General features: G+C 57.5%; 13 protein-coding genes. 10 read left to right on the plus strand and 3 right to left on the minus strand.

The genetic code is table 11. The features are described 5' to 3' along the window. Positions 1–69 precede the first annotated feature (69 nt). The 7 genes from C7476_RS13825 to C7476_RS13855 all read left to right on the plus strand — a co-directional run bounded on the left by C7476_RS13825 (position 70) and on the right by C7476_RS13855 (position 8,534). Complete coding sequence (locus tag C7476_RS13825; protein WP_114430497.1) at positions 70–1,137, plus strand: ABC transporter ATP-binding protein; 1,068 nt, start codon at positions 70–72, stop codon at positions 1,135–1,137. A gap of 14 nt (positions 1,138–1,151) precedes the next feature. Then, entirely contained in the window at positions 1,152–2,198 is a 1,047-nt protein-coding gene (locus C7476_RS13830) for an extracellular solute-binding protein (RefSeq protein WP_112528943.1), read from the plus strand. 6 nt (positions 2,199–2,204) lie between these two features. Beyond that, a complete protein-coding gene (locus C7476_RS13835) occupies positions 2,205–3,938 on the plus strand; it encodes an ABC transporter permease (protein ID WP_114430661.1) in 1,734 nt (577 codons plus the stop codon). 116 nt (positions 3,939–4,054) lie between these two features. Beyond that, the gene (locus C7476_RS13840; RefSeq protein WP_114430498.1) at positions 4,055–4,810 is read left to right on the plus strand and encodes an FCD domain-containing protein; all 756 of its coding nucleotides are present in this window, start codon (positions 4,055–4,057) and stop codon (positions 4,808–4,810) included. A gap of 119 nt (positions 4,811–4,929) precedes the next feature. Further along, complete coding sequence (locus C7476_RS13845) at positions 4,930–6,345, plus strand: MmgE/PrpD family protein (RefSeq protein WP_114430499.1); 1,416 nt, start codon at positions 4,930–4,932, stop codon at positions 6,343–6,345. Between the two features lie 11 nt (positions 6,346–6,356). Further along, positions 6,357–7,451, plus strand: coding sequence for an AbrB family transcriptional regulator (locus tag C7476_RS13850; RefSeq protein ID WP_114430500.1), 1,095 nt, complete (start codon positions 6,357–6,359; stop codon positions 7,449–7,451). 12 nt (positions 7,452–7,463) lie between these two features. Beyond that, positions 7,464–8,534: an isocitrate/isopropylmalate dehydrogenase family protein gene (locus C7476_RS13855; protein ID WP_114430501.1), complete on the plus strand. Its 1,071-nt coding sequence runs from the start codon at positions 7,464–7,466 to the stop codon at positions 8,532–8,534. A 50-nt stretch (positions 8,535–8,584) separates the two neighbouring features. Here the strand turns inward: C7476_RS13855 and C7476_RS13860 are convergent, their stop codons facing one another. Continuing rightward, positions 8,585–9,535, minus strand: a complete 951-nt coding sequence (locus C7476_RS13860) for an alpha/beta fold hydrolase (protein WP_114430502.1) — start codon at positions 9,533–9,535, stop codon at positions 8,585–8,587. A 166-nt stretch (positions 9,536–9,701) separates the two neighbouring features. Here C7476_RS13860 and C7476_RS13865 point away from each other — a divergent pair, with 166 nt between their 5' ends. The 3 genes from C7476_RS13865 to C7476_RS13875 are packed head-to-tail and all read left to right on the plus strand — an operon-like array spanning position 9,702 to position 12,913. Further along, positions 9,702–10,778, plus strand: coding sequence for a tartrate dehydrogenase (locus C7476_RS13865; protein WP_114430503.1), 1,077 nt, complete (start codon positions 9,702–9,704; stop codon positions 10,776–10,778). Between the two features lie 12 nt (positions 10,779–10,790). Further along, complete coding sequence (locus C7476_RS13870; RefSeq protein ID WP_114430504.1) at positions 10,791–11,894, plus strand: tartrate dehydrogenase; 1,104 nt, start codon at positions 10,791–10,793, stop codon at positions 11,892–11,894. Beyond that, positions 11,891–12,913, plus strand: a complete 1,023-nt coding sequence (locus tag C7476_RS13875) for a PdxA family dehydrogenase (RefSeq protein WP_114430505.1) — start codon at positions 11,891–11,893, stop codon at positions 12,911–12,913. The genes C7476_RS13870 and C7476_RS13875 overlap by 4 nt, the downstream gene beginning before the upstream one ends. Here the strand turns inward: C7476_RS13875 and C7476_RS13880 are convergent. Together C7476_RS13880 and C7476_RS13885 are read right to left on the minus strand one after the other, a co-directional pair. Next, entirely contained in the window at positions 12,902–13,456 is a 555-nt protein-coding gene (locus C7476_RS13880; protein WP_114430506.1) for a chromate transporter, read from the minus strand. The two genes, C7476_RS13875 and C7476_RS13880, sit on opposite strands and share 12 nt — an antisense overlap. Before the next feature lies 1 nt (position 13,457). Continuing rightward, positions 13,458–14,018 carry a chromate transporter gene (locus tag C7476_RS13885; protein WP_114430507.1) on the minus strand — a complete coding sequence of 187 codons (561 nt, stop codon included), beginning with the start codon at positions 14,016–14,018 and terminating at the stop codon, positions 13,458–13,460. Between the last annotated feature and the right edge of the window lie 39 nt (positions 14,019–14,057).

The following is a 14,057-nucleotide window of genomic DNA, read 5'->3' on the forward strand; positions in this document are numbered from 1 at the left end:
GTACGTTTCGATGAAGCCAATATCAGCGAAAAACCGCCTGTCGGTTTGCGTGAACACTCGGGAGGTGGAATGGCATTCCTGGAATTAGACGGCCTGACCAAGAGTTATGGTACGCTTACGGTTGTCAAAGGCGTCAATCTATCCGTCGACAAAGGCAAACTCGTCTGCCTTCTTGGGCCCTCGGGCTGCGGCAAGACCACAACGCTAAGGCTTATCGCGGGCTTCGTTCCCGCCAATGCTGGTGAGATACGCGTCGGCGGAAAGACCATATCTTCAGCACACTCGACCGTTCCGCCCGAGGGGCGCAACATGTCGATGATCTTCCAGAGCTACGCGCTGTGGCCGCACATGACGGTCTTCGAGAATGTGGCTTACGGCCTGAAGCTGCGGCGTCTTCCACAATCGGAAGTGACCAAGAGCGTCCGAACGATCCTGTCGGCCACACAACTCCTTCCGCTGGAAAATCGCTATCCGGGCGAACTCTCTGGCGGTCAGCAGCAGCGGGTATCGCTGGCGCGGGCACTGGTCATCAAGCCCGAAATCCTTCTGCTGGACGAGCCGCTTTCAAACCTCGACGCCAATCTGCGCGAGGAGATGCGCTTTGAGATCCGCCGGCTTCACGACGAATTTCGCTACACGACGGTCTATGTGACGCATGATCAGGCGGAAGCCATGACCACCGCCGACATGATCGTCGTCATGAATGACGGCCGTATCGAGCAAGCGGGTTCGCCGGAAGATATCTACGAACGTCCGGAGACTGAATTTGTCGCCCGCTTCATTGGCGGCACAAATATTCTCAGCGGCACCCGCGGCGATAAAGATAGCGTTGTTGGCGAAGGCGGGCTTGTGCTCCGATGCGGCAGCGGCAGCACCGCGGCTTCCGGAAAAACGGCAGTTTCAGTTCGGCATCATGACATCGAACTGTCATCGGCCAAGCCCAAGAGTGCCGACACGAATGTAACGGTCGGCACAGTTACGCGGCAAATCTATCTCGGTTCGCACCGGGACTATCTCGTTTCAATCGCTGGTGGAGAAACGGTGCGTACAGTCGCGCCAGTCAACGTTGCGATCCCGGTTGGCCAAGAAGTATGGCTGCATTTCCCACCAGAGAAATGCCGGGCGCTCGCACAATAAGGGAGGAACTATGCATGTGGAAGAAAGCTCTATCTGCCGCACTCTTGGCTACGGGACTGGCAGCCTCACCCGCCGCCTGGGCTGAAGCACCGGCACCCTATCAGATTACCCCGGAACTCGTGGCAGCCGCCAAGGCTGAGGGCAAGGTGGTGTTCTATACCGCTACCGACGTCGCGGTCGCCGAAAAGCTCGCCGAACACTTCAAATCCAAGTACCCGGGCATAGCAGTACAGGTAGAGCGCGCCGGATCCGAACGCGTCTTCCAGCGCATCGGCCAGGAATACTCGACCGGCATCTATAATGCAGACGTGATCGAGACTTCCGATGCAGTGCATTTCGAATATTTCAAGCGGCAGGGCTGGCTTGAACCCATGGTGCCGCAGGAAGTGGCCGACAAATGGCCCGCCGACGAGCGTGACCCCGACGGTAACTTCGCCGCCTACCGCGCACATCTGTCCGTCATCGCCTACCGTACGGACCTGATGAAGGATGCCGATGCCCCGAAGACGTGGGAAGATCTGCTTGATCCCCGTTTCAAGGACAAGATGGTCAAAGCGCACCCGGGTTATAGCGGCACGGTGATGACTTCGACATTCGTGCTGAGCCAGCTTCTTGGCTGGGACTATTTCGAAAAGCTCGGCAAGCAAAACATCATGCAGGTGCAATCTTCGACCGAGCCTCCGAAGAAGCTCGCTCAAGGCGAACGCGCGCTCGAAGTTGATGGCAATGAATACAACGTCTTTCGTCTCATCGACGAGGGAAAACCCATCAAGATCGTCTACCCGGACGAAGGTACACCGCTTGCCGTCGGTAATGCAGCGGTCCTGAAACAGGCCCCCAACCCGAATGCCGCCAAGTTGTTTTACGCATTCCTCTTTTCGCTCGATGCGCAGCAGCTCAACAGTGATTTCGGCGGGCTGAGATCATTCCACCCGGACGTCAAGGAAAAGGCGGATCGCACGCCTTTGTCGAAGATCAAGATCCTGCATTCGGATCCTGAGAAGCTCGAGCCCGAGATTCCCACGATCAAAGCCAACTATGAAAAGTATTTCGGGACGTAATTGATCATGACCAGTGACATTCAGGTTCAAGCTTTGCCGGTTCAGGGTCGGCGCCGCAGCATCGATATTTCATGGCCGACCTTCGCTCTGTTGACGCTTGTCCTGAGTGTCCTGGTTCTCCTGCCATTATTCTGGCTCGTCTACTATAGCTTTCGCAGCGATACCGGCGCGGGCGCCACCTTCGCCAATTACATTGCCCTCGTCGCCGACCCGACCCTTCTTCGCGCTTATGGCCTTGCGATCGGAATGGCCCTGGCCGTCGGCGTCCTTGCCTGCCTTATCGCAACGCCGATGGCATGGCTCGTTGCGCGCACGGACTTACCCGGCAGACGGACAATCCGCATGCTGGTAACAGCGTCGTTCGTCACGCCACCTTTCCTTGGTGCCATCGCCTACGAGATATTGGCTGCGCCAAACAGCGGCATTGTCAATATCATGTACAGGAGTGTCTTCGGGCTCGAAGCATCCGAATATCTGGTGAACATCTATACGTTCAGCGGCTTGGTCTTTGCCATCGCATGCTTCACCTTCCCCTATGTTTTTACGCTTGTGGCGAACGCACTCGACAAGGTTCCATCCGATCTTGAGGATGCTTCTTCAATTCTCGGCGGCAAGTCGATGACCACGTTGCGGAAGGTGACGATTCCGCTGGTACTTCCGGCAATGCTGGCGGGAACGTTGATTGCCATTCTGCAAGCCCTGACAATGTTTGGCTCTCCGGCGATCCTCGCATTGCCTGCAGGCTTTCATGTGATCACCACGAAAATCTGGAGCCTTTTTCAGTTTCCGCCACGTCTCGGCCTCGCGGCTGCCGCTGCGCTGCCTTTGCTGATTATCACCGTCATTCTACTGCGCGCGCAGAAATCCATCCTCGGACGCAAGGGCTACACGGTTCTCGGCGGCAAGAGCGGCACGCCAAGGATCACCGAACTCGGCCCATGGAAATGGCCGGCCATCGCCTTCGTTTTCTGTGTGCTCAGCCTGACGATCATCTTGCCGTATCTGGCTATTATCAAGACGGCATTCACCGGCACTGTCGGCGACCCGATCAATCTCAGCACGCTGACTTTGAGCCATTGGCGGTTCGTGCTTTTTGAATTCTCGGCGACACAGCTTGCCCTTCGCAATACGTTCCTCCTTGGATTTCTGACAGCGACCGCCGTCACAGCCATCGCGCTGATCGTATCTTATCTAGTGATCCGCCGCTCGGTTCCGGGTTCTGGTTTTCTCGGCGTTCTTGCCACGGCTCCAGTTGCGATCCCGGGCATCGTCCTCGGCGTTGGCCTGTTCCTCAGCTATGCCAATCCGACATTCCAACTTTATGGAACGATCTGGATCCTCCTCATCGCTTTCATGACAATTGAGCTCCCGGCGGGTTATCAACAGATGTCCTCGGCCTTCTCCGGCGTCCATCCGGAACTGGAGGAAGCCGGCCGCATCGTGGGCGCTTCACGCTTGAGAACGCTCTGGGACATCACAGCGCCATTGCTGCGGACAAGTGTCGTCGCGGCCTGGTGCTTCGTTTTCGTCGGCACGATCCGCGAACTCTCCGCAACAATCCTGCTGACGACCGCAAACACCAAGCTTGTCTCGGTCATCATCTACGATCTTAACGAGAGCGGCGATCTCGGGGCGATCTGTGTTCTCGGCATCATTCTCCTTGCCGCGTCCTTTGCCGTGGTGTTTATCGCCAACCGGGTTCCGGTCCTTGGTGGTTCGCAAATGAATACGCGAGGCTAGCGCCCTGCCAGTAGGCAGGGTCGCCAATCGCGGGAATTGCTGCTAAACGAGGGCTGGAGGAGTAATCCACAAGGTTCTTGCTCCGCTCATACTGGAACCTTCACAATGGCTTGCGCATGTCAGAGATAACGAACGCCCCGCAGAATTTATCCGCGATCGATTTCCTTCGCACCCGTTCGCTCGCCAATGTTGTACAGGCCGAGATCGAGCGGATGATCATCGATGGCGAGCTCAAGCCCAATGAGCGGGTGAACGAAAACGGCCTTTCCCAGCGCCTCGGCGTGAGCCGCGGACCAATCCGCGAGGCCTGCAGCGCGTTGGCGGCCATGGGACTTATCGAGATCATCCCCAACCGCGGCTTCTTTATCCGGGCGCTTACCAATGACGAAGCCCAGGATCTTTCGGAAGCCCGGGCCGGCGTCTTCGGATGCATGGCGATGATGCTGGCCGAGCGGATCACGGATGCCGAGATCGCAATTCTTCGAGCGCTGTTGCAGCGCATGGATGAAATCGTCGAGCTAGGTGACGTGCACATCTACTACCCCGTCAATCTCGAGTTTCATAAGCAGATCACGCATATGGCAGGGAACAACCGCCTCGAACTCATCTATCAGAGCTTTGTGCGCGAGTTGCATATCCAGCGGTACCGCGCCCTTTCCAGCCACGATGTGCTCCACATCTCCAACGAAGAACATCGTGCCATTGTCGATGCGCTCGAAGCGCGCGACCCTGTCCGTAGTCTCATCGCTGCGCGCACCCATATCCTCAATGGCATCGTACGTACGCGTCAGGCTGGCCAGCCAGGACCGGTTGATCAGCTCGAAAAACAATCGCGCAAATCCGTCGACGAGAAATCCAGCGACGAAGCCTGAAGCCTGAGTACGATCCTTCGACGTTTTTGCAAACACAAAACTGTTGACAATTAACAATCCTCCCAGCACAGTCAATTTGAGAAGTTACTCAAGACAGACGTGACATAAGAGGATTTGGGATGAATCAGAACAAGGCAGTCGATATCGAGTTGACGAAATATGTGGCCGAATTCGTGGTCGAAACAACATTTGCTGATCTTTCAGCGGAAGTTATCGAACTAGGCAAGAAATCAATACTCGACGGCTTCGGTCTTGCACTATCCGGTTCGGTTGCCAAAAGCGGCGAACTGGTTCGCCAGCATCTTGGCGATCTGGGTCTTGCCGATGGTGCCGCGACCGTCATCGGCGGCGGCCGCAAGGTAGCGCCTCGGTTTGCCGCATTTGCCAACGGCGTCGGCATCCACGCGGATGACTATGATGACACGCAATTGGCCGTTGCCAAGGACCGCGTCTATGGCCTGCTCACACATCCGACGGCACCTGCCTTGCCAGCTGCCTTTGCGATCGGCGAACTTGTCAGGTCTTCCGGCAAGGACTTCATGCTGGCATATCACCTCGGCGTCGAGGTAGAGTGCAAGATCGCCGAAGCAATCGCGCCACGTCATTACCAGACAGGCTTTCACGCGACTGCTACGTGTGGAACTTTCGCCGCCGCCGCAGCAAGCGCCAGACTGATGGGCTTCGACGTCGCGACCACACAGCGTGCCCTATCGATTGCGGGCAGCCAGTCTGCAGGCTTGCGCGAGAATTTCGGCACGATGACAAAGCCATTTCACGCAGGGCGATCGTCGGAAAGCGGCGTTGCGGCGGCACAGTTTGCTTCCTATGGCTGGACCGCCACGCCTCGGATACTCGAGGCACCGCGCGGGTTCTTTGCCGCAGCGGGCGGCGGCTACGACCAGAGTGCCATCTTCGACAAGCTGGGCGCGCCTTGGACTTTCGCCAATCCTGGCATCTCCATCAAACCGCATCCGTCGGGCTCCCTCACCCATCCCGGAATGACCGAAATGTTGCGATTGATCAAAGAGCATGGCATTCGCGCCGAGGACGTGAAGCATGTGCGCGTCGGCACCAACTCCAATATGCCGAATGCGTTGATCCATCATCGTCCCAAGGATGAATTGCAAGCCAAATTCTCCATGGAATTCTGCATGGCGATCCTGCTGCTCGAAGGCCGTGCGGGCCTCAATGAGTTCACAGACGCCGCAGTCGAACGCGAGGACGTCAAGGCGATGATCGAGAAGGTGGATTTCGTTATAGACGACGAGGCCGAAGCAGCGGGCTATCATCTCATGACAACGCTGATCGATATCGAACTCAAGGATGGCCGCAAGATTTCCGGACGCGCCGATTTTGGCAAGGGCAGCCCGGCATTCCCCATGAGCTATGACGAGGTAGCAGGCAAGTTCCGTGAAAACGCCGAGTTCGCAGGGATGTCCCGCAGCAAGGCGGATGAGATCGTCGAATTGGTGCGCGGGCTGGAAAACCTTGGCACTCTGGACGATTTGTCAGCACGTCTTATCTCCATCGCCTGACGAAAATCACCATGCCAGACTCGGGAACATGGGGTGGCGGTCCGCGTGTCTTCAACCGCCCCCTCGCGAGGATGGGTCTGGCATTGCTGATCGGCATTGCGGGGGCGGTGGCTGCTAGAAGCATCTCGATGCCACTCCCCTATCTGCTGGGCCCGCTTCTGGCGTGCGGCAGCGCCTCCATCATGGGCGCACCACTTGCTGCATTGCCTTATGGCCGGGAGCTCGGGCAGGTGGCAGTCGGCCTGGCTATCGGCTTGCGCTTTGTTCCGGTCGTGGTGATTGCAATCGTAAAACTGTTGCCGCTCATGCTGCTAGCAACGGTTTTGACGATTATCGCCACAATGGTTGCCGCGTTGTTATTGCAAAAGCTTGCGGGAACGGATCGCAAGACCGCCTTTTTTGCAACGGCCGCTGCGGGTCTTGCGGAAATGGCCGTCGTCGCCCACCAGAAAAAAGCGGACAGTGATACGGTTGCTGTGGTCCATCTGATCCGCGTTACTTCGATCGTGACGATCGTTCCATTCCTGGTAACGATATTTGGCGAGGATGGCGGTATTCATCTCACGCCGGTACCGTTTCGCGGCGAAGCAATTCCGCTTGTCGCCCTGTTCGTCGTGGGAGCTGCCGCTGCATTTCTGGTGCGACGGTTCAAGCTGCCCAATAGCTGGCTGCTGGTTCCCGCGGCTATTGGCGCGATCGTCTCAGGCTTTGGCTTTGGCCCTTTTGCGGTTCCGTCGATTGTCCTGACGATAGCGCAGGTCGTCATCGGTGTCTGGCTCGGCTGCCGCTTCAGGCGATCGCTGCTCGGCAGGCTATGGCGGGTAACGTCTTCGGCTCTCGTGACCACAGCGTTCCTGCTCGCTGTTGCCATGGGAATAGCTTTGGCGCTCTCGGCGGCGACGGGCCTTTCGTTTGTCACAAGCTTGCTAGCGGTAGCGCCAGCGGGGGTCACCGAAATGGCTCTCACCGCTGCGGGGATGCATCTCGACGCCACGACCGTGACCGCCTTCCAGATCACACGGATTGCTGTGGTGATGACGACGATCCTCTTCACGTTTCGGATATTTGAAACCTTTTCGCGTCGCCTCGACGCATCCTCTGATTGAAAGGATTGTTCCATGACAAGCCATCTCGTGATCGGCATTCTAAACGGCGATGACATCGGCCATGAAATCGTGCCGGCAGCCGTCGAGGTAACGCGCGCAGCGGCCGCCAAGACGGGTCTGCAAATCGATTGGCGGCCAATGCCGATCGGTCGGTCGGCGCTTGACACGCACGGCTCGACTTTTCCTGAAGGCACGATGGAAACGCTTTCGAAGATGGATGGCTTCATTCTCGGTCCAATCGGACATCAGGCCTATCCAAAGGTTCCCGGTGCGATCAATCCGCATCCGATCATGCGCAAGGGCTTCAACCTATTCGCCAATGTCCGTCCCACAAAGTCCTTTCCTGGGCTTGGCGCAGTTCACGAGGGCATCGATCTCGTCATCGTGCGCGAGAACAATGAGGGGTTCCAGCCCGACCGCAACGTCGTGGCCGGCTCTGGTGAATTCCGGCCGACGGAAGATGTGACGATCTCGGTTCGCGTCATTACGCGCGTCGGCTCATCGCGTGTGGCACGGGCGGCATTCGAAATCGCGCAGCAACGCAAAAAACGCCTGACGCTTGTCCACAAGAATACCGTGTTCAAGCTGGGATGCGGCATGTTCGTCGAAGAGTGCCACCGGGTCGCCAAGGAATTTCCCGAGGTGACCGTCGACGAGGTGATCGTTGACACCATGGCCATGCGTCTCATCCGGGATCCGCAGAGTTTTGACGTTATCGTTACCACCAACATGTTCGGCGATATATTGACAGACGAAGCAGCGGGGCTCGTCGGTGGTCTCGGTATGGCGCCTGGCCTGTGCATCGGCGAGGGCAACCTGGCGATGGCGCAGGCCACGCACGGCTCGGCTCCCGATATCGCCGGCAAGGGCATAGCCAACCCATTCGCGATGATCGAGTCCGCACGGATGATGATCGAGTGGCTCGGCCATAACCGCAAGATAGCTCAAGCCGTGGAGGCAGCGTCCATCATGGAGAAAGCAATCGCAACGGCACTCGGCAACCCCGCCACGCGTACCCGCGATATCAAGGGGACCGCCGACACTGCCGGAATGACAAGGGGAATTATTGCGGCGATTGGTTAGTCCGTGGATTTTGCCCTCGGTCGTTTATGTGTCCGAGGGCAATCATTTTATCAGGTTTGCGCCGTCGGCTCCTGGCCGTTAAAGAATTTCCAGAACGCGTCATAGACAAGATCGGGACGTTGTTCAGCCGGATAGTGGCCGGTTGGCATTGCCCAGCCCCGCATATCGGGCGCCCAAGGCCGCCATGCTTCGAGTGGAGCGAAATGACGTCCACAGTGGCTATTGGAACCCCACAGAACCAGCACCGGACAGTCGATCTTGCGATTGCCGAAGTCTGCCGTATCCATGGCGAGATCAACGCTGACGGTTGCCCGGTAGTCTTCGCACACCGCATGGATCTGCTCAGGTGTGGTACAGCGCTTGTATTCAGCCATCGCTTCCGGGCTGAATATTTCAAGGCCGACGCCTTTCTTATTGAGTTTGTAGTCGATGTAGTAGTCAAGGTCAGCTGTCAGCAGCTTTTCAGGGAATGGCGCCTTCTGCGCCATGAAAAACCAATGATAGGCTTCGAGCCCCCAGCCGAGAGTGACATTGGTAAGTGCGTGATATGTCGGCACGATATCGAGAGAAGCCAGCCGCTCAACGCGATCGGGAAAATCAAGTGCCATACGGAATGCAGCACGAGCACCGCGATCATGTCCGGCAACTTGAAACCTCTCGAAGCCAAAGTGCGACATGACTTCTGCGTTGTCCTGCGCCATGGCACGGAATGAATAGGCCGAATGATCGTCCTTTCCATCAGGCTTCGAACTGTCGCCATAGCCGCGCAGGTCGGGGGCAACAACAGTAAAACTTTTGGCGAGCGCGGGCGCGATCCTATGCCAGCTGACATGGGTCAGCGGATTGCCGTGCAACAGCAGAAGCGGCGGCCCCTCACCGCCGATCGCTACATTGATCTCGGCGCCCGCAGTTCGTATCCGCTCATAGCGGAAACCGTGCATCAGCTTTCCCTTTTCTTCAAAGAACGGGGGCGTCTTGGACATCGACTCTGTCAGCGACATCGCATTTCTCCTTCTCGCTTGCTATTAATCCTGCAGGATAACCTGGAGATCACGTCATGCCCATTTCTGTAAATTGTCAACAATTTATAATTGACAATCACGAAAAAAATCGTCATCCGAGTATATGGAAACGGAATTGCCAAATGCGCCGCCAAGGAGTCAATCAATGAAGACACACAAGATTGCAGCCATTCCGGGCGACGGTATTGGCAAGGAGGTTGTTGCTGCCGGGCTCCGTGTTCTCGATGCCTGCGCAACCCGCGATGGCACTTTTACTGTCGATGTCGCGAATTTCCCTTGGGGATCGGATTTCTACAAGGCTAATGGCGTCCTGATGCCCGAGGGCGGCATCGATGAATTGAAAGCCTTCGACGCCATCTATTTCGGTGCGGTGGGTGCGCCAGACGTTCCTGATCACTTGACGCTATGGGGCCTGCGCCTCGCCATCTGCCAGCCTTTCGACCAATACGCCAATGTTCGTCCGACCCGTATTCTGCCGGGAATCGAAAGCCCCTTGCGCGGTGTTACTGCCGAGGATCTCGATTGGGTAATCGTCCGCGAGAATTCCGAGGGGGAATATGCCGGCCAGGGTGGCCGCTCGCACCGGGGCCTGCCGGAAGAGGTGGCGACGGAAGTCTCGATCTTCACGCGCGCCGGCGTAACCCGCATCATGCGCTTTGCTTTTCAATTGGCGCAATCGCGACCGCGCAAGCTCCTGACCGTCGTCACCAAATCGAACGCCCAGCGCCATGGCATGGTATTGTGGGATGAGATCGCCCGCGAGGTTGCGATCGATTTTCCCGATGTTACCTGGGATAAGATGCTGGTCGACGCAATGACCGTGCGCATGACGCTCAATCCGCGATCGCTCGATACGATCGTCGCCACCAATCTTCATGCCGATATCCTTTCTGATCTGGCGGCAGCACTTGCCGGATCTATCGGTATTGCACCAACCGCAAACCTCAATCCCGAGGGGCGCTTTCCTTCGATGTTCGAACCCATCCACGGCTCGGCTTTCGACATCACGGGCAAGGGCATCGCCAACCCGGTTGGGACATTCTGGTCGGCGGTAATGATGCTGGAACACCTCGGGGAACCTGCTGCCGCGGCGCGGCTCATGCGCGCCATCGAACGGGTCACTGCTGACCCGGCACTGCACACACCGGACCTTCGCGGCAATGCAACGACGGACATGGTTACCGACGCGGTCTGTGCGGCAATTCTCGGCGACAATGAATAGGAAGGAAACAAGATGCCAGCCAACAGTCTCAAGATTGCGGTGATTGCCGGCGACGGCATCGGAAAAGAGGTAGTCCCGGAAGGATTGCGCGTCCTCAAAACGGCCGCGGAAAAATTTGACCTCGATTTGACGTTCGACACGTTCGACTTTGCTTCGTGCGACTATTACGCGAAGCACGGCCGCATGATGCCCGAAGATTGGAAAGCGCAGATTGGCGGCCATGACGCTATCTTCTTCGGCGCCGTTGGCTGGCCTGAAACCGTTCCGGATCATATCTCGCTATGGGGTTCGCTCCTGCAGTTTCGGCGCGAGTTCGATCAATATGTGAACCTGCGTCCCGTACGCCTTATGCCAGGTGTGCCGTCACCTTTGGCAGATCGCAAGCCGGGCGATATCGATTTCTTTGTCGTTCGGGAAAACACCGAGGGCGAATATTCTTCGATCGGCGGCAAGATGTACCCCGGGACCGAGCGGGAGATCGTCGTTCAGGAGACGGTGATGAGCCGCATCGGCGTCGATCGGATTCTCCGTTTCGCCTTCGATCTTGCCCAAAGCCGCGGCAAGAAACACCTGACGTCGGCGACCAAATCCAACGGCATTTCGATCACCATGCCCTATTGGGACGAGCGGGTGGAAGAGATGGCAAAGTCCTACGCCGACGTGCGCTGGGACAAATATCACATCGATATTCTTTGCGCGCACTTCGTGCTCAACCCTGACCGCTTCGATGTCGTCGTGGCATCCAACCTTTTCGGCGATATCCTCTCGGACCTTGGCCCTGCCTGCACGGGAACTATCGGCATCGCGCCTTCCGGCAACATTAACCCTGAGCGCAATTTTCCATCGCTGTTCGAGCCGGTTCATGGTTCGGCACCCGATATTGCCGGCAAGGGCATCGCCAACCCGATCGGCCAGATCTGGGCGGGCGCCATGATGCTGGAGCATCTCGGCCACCCGCAGGCGGCGGCAGCTATCTTGGACGCAATCGAAGCGGTGCTCGCCGATCCCTCTTCGCGGACCGGCGATCTCGGCGGCACCGCCAACACGATCACGTGTGGCAGGGCGGTGGCGGAGGCGCTTTCCTCATCCAATTCCAACGCGTCGAGGGCGTCATGAGTACAGAACTGCCGATCATTGCCCTGACACCCGGCGACTGCACCGGAATTGGTCCGGAGCAAACCGCGCGAATTCTACACGACCGGCGGATGTTGAGCACCGCCCGCGTCGTCGTTGTTGGCGATGCACGGGTCATCGATCTCGGGATGCGCCAGGCAGGCGTATCGTTTTCCTATAAGCGTTATACGTCGCCTGCCGCGGTTGACTGGTCCAATGATGCTGTGCCGGTCATCGACCTCGCCAATACGGATCCCGCACTTTATGCACCCGGGGTGGGCAGCGCGGAATCCGGTCGCGTAACTGGTGAGACATTGTCACGGGCAATCGATTTCGCCAAGGCCGGTGAAGTCGACGCGGTTTCCTTCGCACCGCTCAACAAGCGCGCCATGTATGATGGCGGATGGAAATTTCCCGACGAGCACAAGATGTTCGCGCATCTGCTCGGCCACAAGGGCTATTTCAGCGAGATGAACGTGCTCGACAATCAGTGGATGTCGCGCGTCACATCGCATGTTTCACTCAGACAGGCAGTCGAGCAGATCAACCGACCGGCGATCGAAGACGCAATCGTGTTGGCGACGACGATGATGAAGAAAGCAGGGATTGAGTCTCCACGGCTTGCCGTTGCCGCGCTCAATCCGCACGGCGGCGAAGGCGGTTTGTTCGGAACCGAGGAAATCGAAATCATTCGCCCGGCTGTTCAAGCGATGGCCGCTAATGGCATCAACTGCGAGGGTCCCTTTCCGTCCGATACAGTCTATCTCAAGGCTTTTGCCGGAGACTATGACGGCGTTCTTTCCATGTATCATGACCAGGGCCAGATCGCGACGAAGATGCGCGGATTCAATCGGGGTGTGACGGTGACCGCGGGTCTCGATACCGTCTTCACAACCCCGGCACACGGGACGGCATTTGATATCGTCGGCAAAGGCGTGGCTGATACCGGCGCGTTTGAAAACGCCATCAACCTGGCAAGCAGGCTGGTCCAGTTCAAACGGCTCAACGCGCTACAGGCTTGAAATCCAGGTACCCAATGTCGATGCCAACATAGCGGCAAGGCCGCCAAGTGCCAGTACGCCCAAGACCGGGAACCTTGGCGCAAAGTATAGGATCACGCCTGAAAGGCCAGCTATTACAAAGGCTGTGACCCCTCCATCGGCGAGCCGGAACAATGACAACACGCCGGCAATGATCAAGCCAATACCGACCGGCGCCAAACCCTCCCGCATGGCGCGATGCCATTTCTTGTCGCGATGATGGTTTGTCAACTTGAAGACGGAATAGCATAGCAGCGATGATGGAACGAAGAGGGCGAGCGTCGCCACGAAAGCGCCGAGCCAGCCAGCGACCTTCCAGCCAATCACGGTAGCAAGCATCATTCCAGGCCCGGGAGCGGCGCGCGAAACTGCGAACAGGTCGAGAAACTCGCGAGAATTCACCCAGGCATGAACAGTGACTGTTTCATGTTGAATACCCGCCACAATCGCTGCGCCGCCCCCGATCGAGGTGAGCGAAAAAGGGATGAAGACCAGGGCGATTGCAACGAGGGTATCGAAACGCACCTTAGATTCTCCGCCAGGCCAGAGCGACGCTGATCGGGGCGATGACGCAAGCAACCGGAATGAGGGGAAAGCGGAAAATCCCGACAAGTATCGCCGTCACCGCAATGGTAATGATGGATGGAGGGAATCGCATCGCCCTGCGAACGCCATGAACACACATGATGATCAGGAGGCCCATTGCAGCAAAGGCCACACCGTCCGAAATCACGGGCAACAAGGGATAGCCGGCAAGCGCATCGAACAACTGGCAAAGACCGACGACCGCAAAGAACGGGCCGACAAGAAAGCCAAGAACGCAGGCCAATGCGCCTACAGGCCCGCGCAATTGTTCACCCATGCAGATGACCAGATTGACCACATTCGCACCAGGCAGCATTTGCGAAATCGCCAGACTGCTCGAGAAATCCTCTTCGTCGATCCAGCGCTTGCTTAGGACGAACTCCCTGTAGAGCCAGCCGCTGAGGCCTCCACCGAAACTCAAGACTCCGATCTTGAAGCAAAGGAAGAAGAGAGAACGAAGGCGTGGTGTTTCTGGCGGAGAGGCAGGGACTGGAGAAATCAAGGGCTGTGTCCGTTGCTTGGCTGAACGACTCTAACTTGA

Origin of the sequence: Phyllobacterium bourgognense (genome assembly GCF_003337575.1) — a bacterium.
GTDB classification, from domain to species: Bacteria; Pseudomonadota; Alphaproteobacteria; order Rhizobiales; family Rhizobiaceae; genus Phyllobacterium; species Phyllobacterium bourgognense.